Source organism: Streptomyces sp. NPDC111516, assembly GCF_055635345.1.
In genome coordinates this window covers 13,262-29,260 of sequence record NZ_JBVKBV010000029.1, presented here as the reverse complement: position 1 = coordinate 29,260, position 15,999 = coordinate 13,262, and the positions used below count along the sequence as shown (strand labels likewise).

The following is a 15,999-nucleotide window of genomic DNA, read 5'->3' as shown; positions in this document are numbered from 1 at the left end:
GAACCCGCCGGGACGGTCAGCCGGCCGTGGCAGGAATCCCCGTCCTTCGGGGCGGGGAGCGGAAGCCGACGGCGGGTTACCTGTTTCCCCGGTGTCCGGGCCAGGACTCCTGGGCCCCGGCCGAGCGCTCGCGGTCGGAGACGAGCTGGATCTCCCGTCCCTGCCAGCGCTCCCGAAGCCAGCGGTCGTGGCTGGCCAGTACGATCGCGCCGGGGCCGGTGCCCAGCGCCGCCTCCAGCTCGTCGCACAGGCGCGGCGACAGATGGTTGGTGGGTTCGTCGAGCAGCAGCAACTGCGGCGGTCGCGCCACCAGCAGCGCCAGCGCGAGCCGCCGGCGCTGTCCGACCGAGAGCCGGCCGACCGGCTTGTCCAGGTCCGCCTCGTGCATCAGACCCAGCGAGCCCAGCGGCACCGCCTCGGCCCGCTCGGCACCCAGCGCCAGCTCATAGGTGTACCGGACGGACCGGTCCGGCCGGTCGAAAACGGTGTCCTGGGCGAGCAGTCCCACCGTCAGTCCGCGCCGCCGCCGCACCTCGCCCTCGGGTGCGAGCCGCCCGGCGAGCACGGCCAGCAGAGTCGACTTCCCGGCCCCGTTCCCACCGGTGACCAGCAGACGGTCCGTCGCCGACACCTCCGCGCTCACCGCTGCGAGCCGGCCCGGCACCCGTACGTCATCCAGGGACACCAACGGACCGTCGCCCGCCGCCGGGGCGGCGAGCACCGTGCTCTCGAACCGCAGCGGCTTCGGCGGCTCGCCGACCTGGGAGCGCTCCAGCTCCTCAAGACGGCGGGTGGCGTTGCGCACCCGCCGGGAGATCTGGCTCTGGACCCGGCCGGCGCGGTGGCCGTAGCCCATCTTCTCGTTGTCGCGCGGCCCCCGGTCCGGTGCGACGCGGTGCGCGGTGACCCCGGCACAGACCCGTAGCGCCGCCCGTTCCTTCTGTTCCTCGGCCCAGCGCCGCTCCCAGCGTTCCCGCTCGGCACGTTTCTCTGCCAGGTAGACGCTGTAGTTGCCGCCGTAGCGGACCGGGCCGTCCATCGCGGGGTCGAGGTCGATCAGGTCCGTGCACACGGCGTCCAGAAAGGCCCGGTCGTGGCTGGCCACCACGACGACCCCGGGCAGGGCGCGCACCTGCTCCTCGACGAAGGCGGCGGCACGGTCGTCGAGATGGTTGGTCGGTTCGTCCATCAGCAGCGCGGAGGGCCGCCGGACCAGCAGCGCGGCCAGCACGAGCCGGCCGCGCTGCCCGCCGGACAGCGACCCGAGTGTCCGGTCGTGTCCGAAGGCGCCGAGGCCGAGGCCGTCGAGCACGAGCGCGGCACGCCGGTCGGCGTCCCATGCCTCCCGTTCCTGGGCCTGTTCGAGCCGGACGCCGTAAGCGTCGAGCAGGCCGGCGTACTCGGGCGCGTCCTGCGCGGTCCGTGCGAGCTGCTCGGTGAGACGTTCCAGCTCGGCGAGGTCCTTCCTGGCCTCGCGCAGGGCGTCGTCGAGTACGCCGGCGATCGTCACATCGGCGTCATATGGCATCTCCTGCTGAAGAAAGCCCAGATCGGGCGGGATCGAGACGCTGCCGGCGTCAGGCTCGTCCGTCCCGGCCAGCAGGCGCAGCAGGGTCGACTTGCCGACGCCGTTCTCCCCGATCAGCCCGATGCGGTGCCCGGGCGAGGCTGTCAGGGAGACACCGTCGAGCACCCGTCGGTCGCCGAGTGTGCGGACGAGGTCGTGGGCGAGCAGAGCGGGCTGAGGCATGGGAACCGTCCAACGTGATCGGTGCTCGGCCCGCGGGGCGGCATGCCTCGGACACGGGCCAGGTCGACACGCCGGCGGCTCACACCTCAGGGGCCCCCGTCTCCTTCAGCCCGCCGTCGGCCAGCCGCAGCCACCGGTTCACGCCGATCGCGCGCAGGAACCGCTCGTCGTGGCTGACCACTACGAAGGCCCCCTGGTAGGAGTTCAGCGCGCTCTCCAACTGGCCCGCGCTGACCAGGTCGAGGTTGTTCGTCGGCTCGTCCAGGAGCAGCAGGTGCGGAGCCGGTTCCGCGCACAGCACACAGGCCAGGGTGGCACGCAGCCGCTCGCCTCCGGAGAGCACCCCGACGGGCAGATGGGCGCGAGGCCCCCGGAAGAGGAAGCGGGCGAGCAGGTTCATCCGCTCGGCCTCCGGCCGCTGTGGGGCGTAGTCGGCGAAGCTCTCGGCGACCGTACGGTCCAGGTCCAGCAGGTCGAGGCGCTGCGAGAGGTAGGCGATGCGGCCGTCGGCCCGCTTGATCTCGCCGCTCTGTGGTGTCAGGTCACCGTTGAGCAGACGCAGCAGCGTGCTCTTGCCCGCGCCGTTGGGACCGGTCAGCGCGATGCGCTCCGGGCCCCGGACGGTCAGGTCGACGCCCTGGCCGGCGAACACGTCCTTGTCGCCGAGGCGGACGCGGAGCTGCTCGCCGAGGAACAGGTTGCGTCCGGCGGGCACATTGGTGTCCGGCAGGTCCAGCGTGATGCGCTGCTCCTCGCGCAGCGCACGCCCGGCCTCGTCCAGCCGGGCCTTCGCCTCGCTGACCCGGCCGGCGTGCATCTGGCCCGCCCGGCCCGCGGACTCCTGCGCGCCCCGCTTCATGTTGCCGGCGAAGATACGGGGCAGTCCGGCGCTCTTCAGGTTGCGAGCGGCATTGCTCTGCCGGCGTTCGGCGCGCTCGCGAGCCTGCTGCATCTCCCGCTTCTCCCGCTTCAGCTCCTGCTCGGCGTTGCGGACGTTCTTCTCGGCGACTTCCTGCTCGGCCCGCACGGCCTCCTCGTACTCGGTGAAGTTGCCGCCGTAGAAGCGCACTTCGTCGCGGTCGAGTTCGGCGATGCATTCCATGCGGTCGAGCAGGGCACGGTCGTGGCTGACCAGGAGCAGGCAGCCGTTGAAGTCCTCCAGCGCGTCGTAGAGCTTGTGCCGGGCGTCGAGGTCGAGGTTGTTGGTGGGCTCGTCGAGCAGCAGCACGTCGGGCCGCTTCAGCAACTGGGCGGCGAGACCGAGGGAGATGACCTGGCCGCCGCTGAGGGTGCTCAGGCTGCGGTCCAGGGTGAGGTCGGCCAGGCCGAGGCGGTCGAGCTGCGCGCGGGTGCGTTCCTCGATGTCCCAGTCGTCGCCGATGGTGGTGAAGTGCTTCTCGTCGACGTCCCCGGACTCCACGGCGTCGATGGCCTGGATGATCGCGGCGATGCCCAGCACCTCGGCGACCGTGAGGTCACCGGTCAGGGGGAGGCTCTGCGGGAGGTAGCCGAGGGCGCCGGCCGCGGATACCGACCCGTTGCCGGGCCGCAGTTCACCGGCGATGAGCTTGAGCAGCGTGCTCTTGCCGGTGCCGTTGGGCGCGACGAGGCCGGTGGCTCCGGAGCCGACGGTGAAGGACAGGCCCTGGAAGACGGGAGTGTCGTCGGGCCAGGTGAAGGACAGGTTCGAGCAGACGATGGAGGCGTCGGACATGGAGGTGACCTCGTGGGAAGGGGGCATGGAAGACACTTCTGCCCCGGCAGCAGACAGGGGGAAAGAGGGGACGACAAAGAGGCCACGTCGGCGGCGCTTCCACGCACCGGCCGATGGCCTGTCGGGTCCGGGTATCACCCGGAGATGTCGTCGTCCACCACCATGTCTGAGCTCCTCAACAAACGATCAACGTCTCTACCAGACTAACAGCAGAGGCGTGGGACCGGAGACACGACGGGGTCACCCGGTCGGGACCTCGGCAGGCCGCCCGCGCAGGTTGCCGGTCGGGCTGATCAGGTCGGGTTCGAAATCCCTGAGCCGGCCCACGAGCTCCCCGATCCGCTGTCGTTGAGCGAGGATTTCGTTCCGGGCGTGGGTGAGTTGCTCTTCGGCGTCGAGTGCCGCTCCCGCCACGCTTCAACCTCGTCTCCGATGCCCGCCGCTTCGCACGCGAACTGCCGGCTCGATCGTGCCGGCAGGGGTTGGGCCGGTGGGGCGAGTTGGCGGAAGGTCACCCTGAACGCTTTGGGGGCCCGTTCGGCGGCCGGCTTTCAGCCGCCCGATCAATGCCCTCCGCCACACTTGTCCCAATGTGGCGGTTCCTCACCTGTGACGAGCAGTCAATTCCGGTCGTTTTGGTGGCTGGTTGGTGAGTTTGGTCGGCGTGGGTGGGTGGGGCCGGCGCCGAGGATTTTCGCTGACCCATTACCAAGCGTTTGCTGAGCGGATACCTTTCTCCTTGCCGGTGGCAGGGGGCGGGGAGTTCCGGCCGTCCCTGCTTGCCCTGAAGTGCCGCCGTACGTCTTTCGGCCTGCTTTCGGCTATTGGGCCTGATTCTCATGGACTCTTGGAAGGAAGCGCTGTGAACGCTTGGAACCGCCGTACCGCGGTAGCCGCCGTATCCGTCGCAGGGCTCATAGCACCGCTGCTGCTGGTCGGATCGGGTACCGCCGCCGCCCACAGCGACCCTGCCAAGGAGGCTGCCAAGCTTGCGAAGAAGCTCGTCAAGAAGAGCAACGCCGAGGATGCCTACGAGCATCTGAAGCAGTTCCAGCGGATCGCTGACAAGAACGGGAACACCCGGGTGGCCGGGTCGGAGGGCCACCGGCAGTCGGCCGAGTACGTCGAAGGCCTGCTGAAGAAGGCCGGGTACTCGGTGACCCGGAACGAGTTCGACTACCCGTTCACCCAGACGCTGGCGCAGAGCCTGCGGGTGGTGTCGCCGCAGCAGCAGGACGTCCCATTGATCGCCATGACGTACTCCGCCAGCAGCCCGGTCGGCGGCATCACCGCCCCGGTCGCGGTGGTGCCGGTCAATGCCACCACCGGCTGCGAGCCGGAGGACTACGCCCCCGGGACGTTCACCGGCAAGATCGCGCTGATCAAGCGCGGCGGCTGCGCCTTTGCGCAGAAGCAGGAGACCGCCGCCGGTGCGGGCGCGGTCGGCGCGATCATCTACAACAACACCGAGGGCGCACTCAACGGCACCCTGGGGGACCCGTCCGTCGCCAGGATCCCGGCCGGCGGTGTCACGCAGGCGGACGGCGAGGCGCTCGCGGCCAAGGCCGCCGCCGGCGCAGTGACCGTCAACCTGGAGATCCGCACCTTCGCGGAGACCCGGCACACCTACAACGTGATCGCCGAGACCAAGGGCGGCGACGCCGACAACGTGGCGATGTTCGGCGCCCACCTGGACTCGGTGGAGGCCGGTCCGGGCATCAACGACAACGGCTCCGGCTCCGCCGGCATCCTCGACGTGGCCCTGAACCTTGCCCATGAGAAGGTCAAGAACAAGGTGCGCTTCGCCTGGTGGTCGGCTGAGGAGTTCGGCCTGCTGGGCTCGGAGGCGTACGTCAACAGCCTCTCGGCTTCGGACCTCGCGAAGGTCAAGCTGTACCTGAACTTCGACATGATCGCCTCGCCGAACTACGCCCAGTTCGTCTACGACGGCGACGACTCCGACCAGGTCGGTGCCGGTCCCGGTCCGGAGGGGTCGGCGCAGCTGGAGCGGCAGATCACCGACTACCTGGACAGCCGGGGCATCCCGCACGAGGGCACCGACTTCACCGGCCGGTCGGATTACGGGCCGTTCATCGAGGTGGGCATCCCCTCGGGCGGCACCTTCACCGGCGCCGAGGGCATCAAGACGGCCGAGCAGGCAAAGGTCTACGGCGGTAAGGCCGGTGTCCCGTACGACGCCTGCTACCACGCCGCTTGCGACACCCTGAAGAACATCAACATGAAGGCGTTCGACGACAACGTCGACGTCATCGCCAACGCGGTGGGCCAGTACGCGTGGGACACCAGCCTGCTGAGCAAGCCGGTGGCGCCGCAGAACACCAAGGGGTCGGCGGGCAGCGGCGGTGGCCTGCACGAGGGCCACGACCACGAGGTCACCGAGTAGCTCCCGGTACACACAGGGGGAGGGCCGGACTGTCCGGCTCTCCCCTTTGATGCTGTGGGCAGGACGTCGATACCGCCGCGGCATCGCCGGCGCCCTCATCCGCTACCGCCGCTACACCAACTGAGACGACCTCCTGACCTCCGGCTGTCCTGGCTCATCGATACCTGAGCAGTCTCGTCGAGGTACGCAAGCACCCGGGGCGAGGAACTGGCGGGCGCCGCGCAACCTGGCGTGCAGCTTGCGCTGGGTCGCGCGACTGTCGAGGCGGACATCGAGCGCCCCGGGAAACGCGCCAACGGCCAGGTCTCGGCGGCCACCGCCTGCGAGGCGGCAACCACCGGTGGATCAGCTCGTCAAAGTGCCTTGGTGGAAGTACAGGCGCCAGCCCACTTCCGTCAGACGCCACACGGAGCTCCGCCATGCTCGGCGCCCGCTGTGGTCAGCGAAGTACGTCAGGTGAACGATGCCGGGAGCGAGTACGGCCCCTGACATCTCGCTGACCTTGACCGGAGCTTCGGGAACCACCGAGCCGTCACCCGTCACCGAGAGAATCGACGTCGCGTCCCAGCGCCGGCCAGACGCTCCGATCTCCCGGAATTCTGGGTCCAGGAGCTCCGAGACCAGGGCTGGCGAAGCACGCACATCAGGGTCGAGAAGCCGCATCTCTGCCTCAACGGCCGCTTGAACAGCCCTCTCACGCTCGATTGCCATGCACGAACCCTAACGGCCTGACCCACGATTGGCAGCGACGTCCCAGCGCCTGGGACTCTCGCCCGGGGTGCGAAGGCAGGGCCCGGACGACGGGTCCGGGCCCTTGTCGGATACGGGAATGCCGCTCAGTCGCCCGTGTTGGTGGCCCAAACGGGCTGGTTGGCATTGTTGTAGACGACGACGTTGCCGTCGTCCTGGACGGCTAGGTAGCGGCCCGCGTGCCAGGTTCCGGCGGCCCAGATGGCCTGGCCGGCCCCGTTGTAGATGACGAAGTTGCCGTCCTCCTGCATGACGAGGTGGTCGGCGTTGGGGTAGACGTTCGGGGCCTGCCAGGCGGGACGGTTGTCCTTGTAGACGACGACGTTGCCGTCGCTCTGAACACGCAGGATGGTACGGCCGTTGCCGGAGGTCCATGCCTGGTTCTTGCCGAGGGTGGCGCGCCCGTAGAAATGGGAGTCGCTCCGCAGGGCCTCTCGGGTCTGCGGGTTTTGGACGGTACGGCTGCTCTCCACGGCGTCAGCGGCAGGAACGGCGGCCAGGACGGGCAGGGCTGCGAGGGTGAGCGCGGGGAGGCCGCGCCACACGAGGTTCTTGATCACAACCCCGGATTTACGCAGTCCGCATATGTCTGCGACAGCCCCGGAGCCACGAACTCACCCGTACGGTCCAGCGATTTCATCGCCGAAACGACACTGCTTGCGCCGACCGCGTCACCGACGCCCCCGAACGCGCCTGGGGCCGCCCCGGGTTCGGCGGCCCGTACGCGCTGCGCCGGGCCGCCCTCGCCCACTTCACCCCTGGCCCCTGCCTGGACGTCCTCACCGACCGGGCCACCTCGAGTCGCGTCAGCCGGCGAAGCCCGGCACCACCAGACCGGACTCGTACGCGAGCACCACCGCGTGCGTCCGGTTCTGCGCGCCGAGCTTGGTCAGCACGTTCCCGACGTGCGTCTTCACCGTCTCCAGGCTCACCGTGAGCGCCTTTGCGATCTCCGGGTTGGACAGGCCGGTGGCCATCAACCGCAACACCTCCTCCTCCCGCCCCGTCAGTGCCGCGTTCGGCAACGCCTGGGCGGAGCCCAGCGGGCGGGCGGCGACCATCCGGCGCAGTGCCGCCGGGAAGAGGATCGCCTCTCCAGCCGCTACCACCCGCACCGCCTCCGCGATCTGCCGGACCGGAAGCCGCTTGAGCACGAACCCGCTGGCCCCCGCGCTGAGCGCGGTGGTGACGTAGTCGTCGTTCACGAAGGTGGTGATCACCACGACCTTCGGCGGTTCGGCCGACTCGGCAAGCAACTGCCGGGTGGCCTCGATTCCGTTGCGACGCGGCATCCGCACATCCATCAGGACCACGTCCGGCCGCAGCCGCCGCACCTGCTCGACCGCCTCAACACCGTCGGCGGCCTCCCCGACCACGGCGATCCCCGGCTGTGCCGCGAGCAACGTGCGCAGACCGCTGCGGGTCACCTCGTCGTCGTCCGCGATCAGGAGTGTGACAGGGGTGCTGGCAGGGCCGGTGGTGGCGCCAGTCATGACGGCTGCGCTCACGTCAGAGCCGATCATGCCGGCAGCCGTGCCGGCAGCCGGACCGCCAACCGCCAGTGCCGCGGCCCGTCCGGGCCGGCCTCGATCTCACCGTGCAGCAGCCGCACACGCTCGGCAAGACCGGGCAGGCCGTGCCCGGACGTCGGGAAGGCGCCCGTGCTCGTGCCCGTGCTCGTCCCGGTCCGGTTGACCACACTCAGCTCCAGTCCGTCCGACGCGGCCGCCACGCAGAGCTCGATCGGACCGCCCGCCCCGTGCCGCAACGCGTTCGTCAGCGCCTCCTGCAGGATCCGGTACGCCGCCCGGGAGAGCGTCCCCTGCACCTGCGCCAAGTCGCCCGACAGCTCCGGCTCCACCACCGCGCCCGCGTGCCGCAACCGGTCCAGCAGCTCAGGCAGGTCGGCCAAGGTCCGGGTCGGCGCCGTCTCCGCCTGCTGTTCGCGTAGCACGCCCAGTACGTAGTCCAGGTCCTCCAGCGCGGCCCGGGCCGACTCCTCGATGCTGCGCAGGGCGGCTCGCGCCGCCACCGGGTCGGCGGAGAGCACCTCGCCCGCAGTCGGATCGGCGCGCAGGTCTCCGCTGTCGAGGAGGCCGCGGTCCGGGTCGAGCCGGCAGGTCGCCAGGTCGCCGACCTCCACCTCTACCTGTCCGCCACGATCGTCACGCTCCGTATGGTCATCCGGCGCGCCACCCACCTCTACCGCTGGGACGGCGCCCGACCACCAAAAGGCTCAAGTGACGCCTGCTGCAGGGCAGTCCAACGAACGCCACAGATCGATCAACGACGGATTTCGGCCAAGTTGGCGCCGTGTGCATGACGGGTCCCCGTCAGGCTGGCACGCTTCCATCCAGTCGCCGCAGAGCACCCCTGGCAACGCACGTGCACCACACGATGCGGCGATCACGTCGGACACCGTCCGACCCACTCGCACCTCCAGCTCTACCGGGCGGCAACACCCCCGCATGCCCGGCTGACTCCGGCCGTACGCACCCGGCCGCCGCAGAAGGAGTTCCGTGTGACCCGATCCCCCCGAAAGGCCGTCGCCGCGAGCGCGTTGATAGCCGGCGCCGCGGTGATCGCGGCCGCGCTGCCGTCCAGCGTCGCCACCGCCAGCACCACGAGCCAGGACCCGGCCAAGGCCCAGGCTCGTGCCGGCGCCCTGCCGGTGCAGTTGTCGCCGTCGCAGCGGGGCGAGTTGCTGGCCGCGGCGAACGCGTCCCGGGCGGTGACCGCCAGGTCGCTGCACCTGAAGTCGCAGGAGGCGCTGATCGTCAAGTCCGTCCTGAAGGACACGGACGGCAGCCTGCACACCCGCTACGAGCGGACCTTCGCCGGGCTGCCGGTCCTCGGCGGCGACCTGGTCGTCCACACCGCCGCGAACGGCTCCGCCAAGGGCGTCACCAAGGCCACCAACGCGACCATCACCGTGGCTTCCACCACCGCCGCCAAGAGCGCCGGCTCCGCGAAGACCTTCGCGCTGGGCCGAGCCAAGACCAAGGGCGTCGCGAAGGCGACGGCCGGCACCGCCCGCAAGGTCGTCTGGGCCGCGTCCGGCACCCCGACCCTGGCCTGGGAGACGGTGGTCGGCGGCACCCAGGCCGACGGCACCCCCTCCGAGCTGCACGTCATCACCGATGCCAAGACCGGCAAGAAGCTGTTCGAGTTCCAGGGCATCGAGACCGGCGTCGGCCACAGCAAGTACTCCGGCCAGGTCACCATCGGCACCACGCCGGTCGACGGCGGCGGCTACTCGATGACCGACGCCGCCCGCGGCGGCCACAAGACCTACGACCTCAATGGCGGCAGCTCCGGCACCGGCACGCTGTTCACCGACCCGGACGACACCTGGGGCGACGGCACCACCACCAACCGGCAGACCGCCGGCGTGGACGCCGCCTACGGCGCCCAGCTCACCTGGGACTACTACAAGGACGTCCACGGCCGCAACGGCATCAAGGACGACGGCGTCGGCGCCTACTCACGCGCCCACTACGGCAACAACTACTCCAACGCGTTCTGGTCCGACTCCTGCTTCTGCATGACCTACGGCGACGGCGCCGGCAACACCCACCCGCTCACCTCCATCGACGTCGGCGCCCACGAGATGACCCACGGCGTCACCTCCAACACCGCTGGCCTGATCTACAGCGGCGAGTCCGGAGGTCTGAACGAGGCGACCTCCGACATCTTCGCCGCGGCCGTGGAGTTCTACGCCGACAACGCCAGCGACCCCGGCGACTACCTGGTCGGCGAGAAGATCGACATCCGCGGCAACGGCACCCCGCTGCGCTACATGGACAAGCCCAGCAAGGACGGCACGTCCAAGGACTACTGGTACTCCGGCCTTGGCTCCATCGACGTCCACTACTCCTCCGGGCCGGCCAACCACTGGTTCTACCTGGCCTCCGAGGGCAGCGGCGCCAAGACCGTCAACGGCGTGGACTACGACTCCCCGACCTCCGACGGCCTGCCGGTCACCGGGATCGGCCGGGACGCCGCCGCCAAGATCTGGTACAAGGCCCTCACCACCTACATGACCTCGTCCACCAACTACGCCGGCGCCCGCACCGCCACCCTCCAGGCCGCCGCCGACCTGTACGGGCTGGGCAGCGACACCTACATCAACGCCGCCAACGCCTGGGCCGCCATCAACGTCGGCCCCCGCATCGTCGACGGCATCCTGCTGACCAACCCCGGCGCCCAGACCAGCGCGGTCGACACCCCCGCCAGCCTCCAGATCCAGGCCACCAGCTTCAACCCCGGTACCCCCGTCTACTTCGCCGAGGGCCTCCCCGACGGCCTGACCCTCCACCCCGTCACCGGCCTCATCACCGGCACCCCCACAACGCCGGGCACCAGCAACGTCACCATCACCGTCAGAAGCTCCAAGAACTCCACCACCACGGCAACCTTCACCTGGAAGGTCGCCAGGGCCATCATCGAGAACACCACCGACGTGCCGATCCCGGACGGGGGCGCCGCGGTCTTCTCGGACATCGACGTCACCGGGCTCCCGGGCCAGGCGCCGAGCGACCTCAAGGTGGGCGTGGACATCAAGCACACCTGGCGCGGTGACCTGGTCATCAACCTGGTCGCCCCCGACGGCACGCTGTACCCGCTGAAGAAGAGCAACTTGTCCGACTCGGCCGACAACGTGCTCGAAACCTACACGGTGGACGCCTCCAGCCAGGTCGCCAACGGCACCTGGAGGCTCCAGGTCCAGGACATGTACCGCGGCGACACGGGCTACATCGACAGCTGGAAGCTCATCTTCTAGGAGCGTTTGGCAGTAGGAGCGCACCGACGGTCGGAAGGTGCCCCGGATGAAGAGCAGGCACGAGCCGCGGTGATCACGGAGTTCTCTACGCTCAGTGATCACCGGAGGGCTCGTGCCTGTCCTGCCGTCATGCCTGCTCGAACCCGTGCGGCACCAATTTTCCGCGCTACTGCCTGAGCACTTGGACACCCACCCGCCGGGCGGCCCGGCCGTCGTGGTCGTTGCGCTGATCCACCGGCCGCGTCAACGCGTGGACCGGGCGCCCGGACAGAGGCTTTGTCCGCGCGCCCGGTCCGTGGTGATCAGTGGCGCAGGTTGAGACGGTGCACGCCGCCGTCGACGGTGCCGACGTAGAGCGTGCGGCCGTCGGGGCTCGCGGCCAGTTTGGTGGTGTCGGTGTTCTGCAGGCCGGTTGAGATGTTGTGCCAGCTCAGACCGCGGTCGGTGCTGCGCAGTACACCGCGGCCGCCTTGCAGGAGGCCGCTGGCCCCGGAGCTGGTGGTGGCCGCGTAGAGCGTGTCCCCGACCCGGAGCAGGTCGGAGACATGGATCGCGAGAGCGCCGGTGTCCGCGGTGCGGAAGCTCCGGCCGCCGTCGGTGCTGACACGGACGCTCTCGCCGCCGACGACGAGACGCCGTCCGTCGAGGTCGATCGCCGTCACCGGGCCGTCGGCGACCTTGGTGACGGTCACCCCGCCGTCGTCGGACCGGTAGAGACCGGCGGTGTTGCCGAGCCACAGGCGCAGCGGATTTGCGGGGTCGCCCGCGATGGTGCCGAAGGAGCGCTCGTGGTAGAGGTTCTTCCACGTCGCGCCGCCGTCGCGGGTGGCGAACAGCCCCTGGCCCAGGAGGCTTCGGAAGCTGACCATGACCCGGTTCGGGTCGGCGGGGTGGACCAGGAGCGCCGTCGGCACCTCCGACGAACTGCCCCTCTCCTCCCAGGTGGCACCGCCGTCACCGCTGCGCTCGACGGTGAATGAGCCGAACGCGGTGCGCCGCACCTTCCAGATCACCTTCGGATCCTTGGCCGACACGGCAAGTTGCGGGACGGTGACGCCCCTCATGCCCTCGCCGCCCGACTGACCCCACTCCGGGCTCGCGACGGGAAGGGTCGTGCGGTAGACCGCGCTGTCGGTGGCGGCAAGCAGATGGCCGTCACTGACCGCGAGATCGTTGACGGTCAGCCCCTGGACGCCGATCCGCCGATATCCGGTGCCGTCCGCGGCACCCCGGTAGAGACCGTCCTGCTCGCTGGAGACGGTGACGGAACCGTCGGCCCAACGGTCGTAGTCCACCGGTACCGCTGCGCGCGACGGCGCGGCGACCTTGGTCCACGTCCGACCGTGGTCGCGGCTGAGACGGCCGCTGCCGGACAGCGTGCTCAGGTACAGGTCGTCACCCGAGATGGTCAGGCGAAGGCCGCCCTCCCTCATGGACAGCAGGGTGGTCCAGGTCTCCCCGCCGTCACGGGAACCGACAACTCCCCGACCCGGGACATACACCGCCACGACCGAGGAGTCGGCGGCCAGCCCGCCGACGGACCCGCCGGACGGGGCGAAGAGCAGACGTGCCTCGCCGGGATTGCCCGAGCCGATGCCGGAGCGGGCCCAGACGCCGTGATACGTCGTCATGTAGAGGGTGTCACCGGTGACGACGGCGGCGGTGACGGCGCCGGTCACACCGGTCGGGTACGTCGTCCAGTGGTCGCCCGCGTCCGTGCTGACCAGCAGTGCGTCCGAGGTGACCGCGACCAGGGTGCGGGTCCGTTCATCGGCGGCGAGCGCCGCGATGCGGGTGTCCGGGACGTCGAGCGTGCGCCAGGTCCGCCCGTTGTCATCGGTGCGCAGGATGGCTCCCCGGCGACTGCCGTCGTGAACGCTGTTCACGGCGTACCACCAGCGGTCGGGATTCTTCGCGTCCACCACGAGCGGACCCGTGCCGTCCGCGACGGGCAGCCGGCCCAACTGGCGCCAGGAGGCGCCGTTGTCGGTGGTCAGCCAGGGAGCTGCCTTCTGGTACTGGGTGAGGACGGCCTGCTTCGGCCGGCTCGGCGAGAGTGCGACCGAACCGGCCTCGCTGTTGGGGCCGACCGGCTCCCAGCGATCCCCGCGGCTGTCGACCGGGGTGACCTCGAAGGCGCCGGCGCCGGTGAGCCGCTGCCCGGTGCCGGCGGTGCCGCGTACCGAGACCCGGTAGGCGCCGGCCACGCTGCCGGTCACCGCGGCCCGGTAGTAGCCGCTGGCGGGATCGAGCGTGGAAGTGACGTCGACGGCCTTGCCGCGAGGCGGGGTGACGGTGACGACCGGCGGTGCGGCCAGCCGGGTCGGCGGGGCGATGTGCACGGTCGAGTGACCGTCGCTCGGGTCTGGTGCGGCCTGGACGGCCAGATGCCGGACGGCGAGCAGGTAGGGCACGTTGATCGCCGGTCCCCGGTCGGGAGTCGCCGTGAGACGGCCGCTGATCTCGGTGTCGGCCGTCGGTCGGGCGACGCGCAGCGAGACCGTGACGGTCGCGGTCCCCCCGGCCGGTACGGTGACCCGCTTCGCCGAGACCGTGGCCGGACCGTCGGTCCGCAGCGAGGTCGTGACCGGCCGCTTGCCGGAGTTGTGCAGTGTCACCTTCGCGGTGCCGCCGACGTGACGACGGGACAGGTCGGCGAGTCCGAACGACACCGACGCCGGCGAGGCGCTGACCGTGGCCGAGGCGGCCGCGGCCACATCGAGCCGGCCCGAGCCCTGCGTCGTGGGCCCGCTGCCGCTCAGCGGCTTCGCGGTGCCGACCAACGCGGCCTTGATCTCGGCAGGCGCCCGGCCGGGCTGCAGCTGGCGCAGCAGGGCCGCAGCGCCGGCGACGTGCGGGGTCGCCATCGATGTGCCCGACATGCGGTACTCGCCGGGCCCGTACAGTGCCTTGGGCACGGTGGAGCGGATCTCCACGCCCGGTGCGACCAGATCGGGCTTCAAACCGAAGCCCGGTGCGGGACCGCGTGAGGAGAACGAGGCGATCCGGTCGGTGGTGTCGGTGCCGCGCAGCGTCACCGAGACCTTCCCGGCGGCGAGTCGGGCGCTCAACTCCGTGTACTGGGTCGCATCGATGCCCATGACCACCAGATGGTCCATGCGCAGCGAGTCGCCGGAGGCGTCGATCCGCGCGGACGAGGACGGCACCTGGGCCACTCCCGGCTCAGGGTTCACCTCCGGCGGCGGGACCTCTCCCGGTGCTCCGGCGGCGAACACCGGACCGCCGTTGGAGGACCGGCCGGCCAGCACGGCGATCGCGCCGCGCTTCTCCGCCTCCTTCGCCCACTCCACGGCGCTCGCCGTCAGGTACCGGGCGTCGGAGGCGATGAGCATCTGCGCCCGTACGATCTTTCCGCGTACGTCACCGACCCGCTTCCAGTCCTCGGCGGTGCCCTCGCCGACATCGACCAGCGGCGCCGTGACGGGGTGCTCCGGCGGGTTCGCGGACAGGATGCCGCGGTAGGTCTGGATCAACTCGGGTTTCTTGCCGGCCAGATAGGCGCTGGGCAGCCGCAGATTGCTTGTCGACGCGCCGACCGCGACCACGCCGTCGGCCGTTGCGGGGCTGCTGACCGTACCCGTGCCCGGTCCGTCGTTGCCGGCCGCGGCCACCACGACCACACCGGCTTGTACGGCCGCGGTCGCGGCGCGGCCCAGCGGGTCGGTGCCGTCATCAGGGCCGCCGAGGCTCATGTTGATCACATCGGCGCGGTGCGGGTTGGCCGGATCGGAGGCCGCCTCGATTCCGGCGATGATGTCCGACGTGTAGCCGGAGCCGTCGGCGTCCATCACCTTGTAGGCCAGCAGATTCGCGCCGGGCGCCACGCCGGTGACGCCGCCCTTCTCAGCCGCCTTGCCCGCGATGATGCCGGCGACGTGGGTGCCGTGGCCGTTGTCGTCCATCGGATCCTCGTCACCGTTGACGAAGTCGTGCCCGCCGACGACCTTGTACCCCTTGCCGAGTCCGCCGCCCAGGTCGGGGTGGGTGTAGTCCACGCCGCTGTCCAGGACCGCGACGGTGGTCCCCTTGCCGGTGACGCGGCTTCCGGCCGGGTCCTTGCGCTGCCAGACGCCGGGTGCGCCGATCAGCGGCACGCTCACGTCCGTCTTCGTCAGCACCCGGGTGTCGGGGCGGACGGCGGTGACGCCCGGCAGCGACGACAGCCGCCCCACCTCGGACGCGGGCACCGTCATTGCCACGGCATCGATGAGCAGACCCAGTTTGCGGGTCGCCGAAGGGTGCAGCCCGGCGCTCCTCGCCGAGCCGAGGAACGTCTCCTGCCGCGCGTCGAGCGCGCGGCGGGCGGCGCCGACGCCGCGGGCGGCCTCGGCGGACAGCAGCGATCCACCGGGCGCGGCGGTGACCGCCGGGTTCCCGGACAGTTCGACGAGCACTCGTTGCGACGGGTCGGGCGTGGACGCGTTGGCACCACCCGGAGTCGCCGCCAACATGCCGGCGAGAACAACGGCGGCGAGGGCGGCATGACGCGATCTTCGTGACTTCATTGCCATGCGTAAAGGTCCTAGTGGTAAGGGCACTTGCCGCACAACGGATCCCCGTGGCCCATTGCTGCCGCT

General features: G+C 70.5%; 10 protein-coding genes and 1 pseudogene. 3 read left to right on the top strand and 8 right to left on the bottom strand.

Annotated features, from left to right (window positions below; all coding sequences use genetic code 11):
- Positions 1 to 76: 76 nt before the first annotated feature.
- The 3 genes from ACZ7L9_RS33745 to ACZ7L9_RS33735 all read right to left on the bottom strand — a co-directional run bounded on the left by ACZ7L9_RS33745 (position 77) and on the right by ACZ7L9_RS33735 (position 3,878).
- Positions 77 to 1,750, bottom strand: coding sequence for an ABC-F family ATP-binding cassette domain-containing protein (locus tag ACZ7L9_RS33745; protein ID WP_471421315.1), 1,674 nt, complete (start codon positions 1,748 to 1,750; stop codon positions 77 to 79).
- A 79-nt stretch (positions 1,751 to 1,829) separates the two neighbouring features.
- Entirely contained in the window at positions 1,830 to 3,464 is a 1,635-nt protein-coding gene (gene abc-f / locus ACZ7L9_RS33740) for a ribosomal protection-like ABC-F family protein (protein ID WP_471421371.1), read from the bottom strand.
- 240 nt (positions 3,465 to 3,704) lie between these two features.
- Positions 3,705 to 3,878 (bottom strand): hypothetical protein, encoded by a 174-nt coding sequence (locus ACZ7L9_RS33735; protein WP_471421313.1) that lies wholly within the window; start codon positions 3,876 to 3,878, stop codon positions 3,705 to 3,707.
- Positions 3,879 to 4,326: 448 nt separating this feature from the next.
- Here ACZ7L9_RS33735 and ACZ7L9_RS33730 point away from each other — a divergent pair, with 448 nt between their 5' ends.
- Positions 4,327 to 5,868, top strand: a complete 1,542-nt coding sequence (locus ACZ7L9_RS33730; RefSeq protein ID WP_471421311.1) for a M28 family metallopeptidase — start codon at positions 4,327 to 4,329, stop codon at positions 5,866 to 5,868.
- Between the two features lie 345 nt (positions 5,869 to 6,213).
- Here ACZ7L9_RS33730 and ACZ7L9_RS33725 read toward each other — a convergent pair whose 3' ends face one another.
- The 4 genes from ACZ7L9_RS33725 to ACZ7L9_RS33710 all read right to left on the bottom strand — a co-directional run bounded on the left by ACZ7L9_RS33725 (position 6,214) and on the right by ACZ7L9_RS33710 (position 8,761).
- Positions 6,214 to 6,579 carry a nuclear transport factor 2 family protein gene (locus tag ACZ7L9_RS33725; protein WP_471421309.1) on the bottom strand — a complete coding sequence of 122 codons (366 nt, stop codon included), beginning with the start codon at positions 6,577 to 6,579 and terminating at the stop codon, positions 6,214 to 6,216.
- Positions 6,580 to 6,704: 125 nt separating this feature from the next.
- A complete protein-coding gene (locus tag ACZ7L9_RS33720) occupies positions 6,705 to 7,178 on the bottom strand; it encodes a hypothetical protein (RefSeq protein ID WP_471421307.1) in 474 nt (157 codons plus the stop codon).
- A 246-nt stretch (positions 7,179 to 7,424) separates the two neighbouring features.
- Positions 7,425 to 8,111 carry a response regulator transcription factor gene (locus ACZ7L9_RS33715; RefSeq protein ID WP_471421305.1) on the bottom strand — a complete coding sequence of 229 codons (687 nt, stop codon included), beginning with the start codon at positions 8,109 to 8,111 and terminating at the stop codon, positions 7,425 to 7,427.
- 26 nt (positions 8,112 to 8,137) lie between these two features.
- Positions 8,138 to 8,761: a sensor histidine kinase gene (locus ACZ7L9_RS33710; RefSeq protein ID WP_471421303.1), complete on the bottom strand. Its 624-nt coding sequence runs from the start codon at positions 8,759 to 8,761 to the stop codon at positions 8,138 to 8,140.
- On the opposite strand from ACZ7L9_RS33710, the pseudogene ACZ7L9_RS33705 reads away from it, so the two are divergent.
- Positions 8,744 to 8,862, top strand: a pseudogene (locus tag ACZ7L9_RS33705) (IS5/IS1182 family transposase); the annotation flags it as partial. The gene ACZ7L9_RS33710 and the pseudogene ACZ7L9_RS33705 overlap by 18 nt on opposite strands.
- 277 nt (positions 8,863 to 9,139) lie before the next feature.
- Entirely contained in the window at positions 9,140 to 11,401 is a 2,262-nt protein-coding gene (locus tag ACZ7L9_RS33700; RefSeq protein WP_471421301.1) for a M4 family metallopeptidase, read from the top strand.
- Positions 11,402 to 11,703: 302 nt separating this feature from the next.
- Here the strand turns inward: ACZ7L9_RS33700 and ACZ7L9_RS33695 are convergent, their stop codons facing one another.
- Positions 11,704 to 15,933 carry a S8 family serine peptidase gene (locus ACZ7L9_RS33695; protein WP_471421299.1) on the bottom strand — a complete coding sequence of 1,410 codons (4,230 nt, stop codon included), beginning with the start codon at positions 15,931 to 15,933 and terminating at the stop codon, positions 11,704 to 11,706.
- Positions 15,934 to 15,999 lie beyond the last annotated feature (66 nt).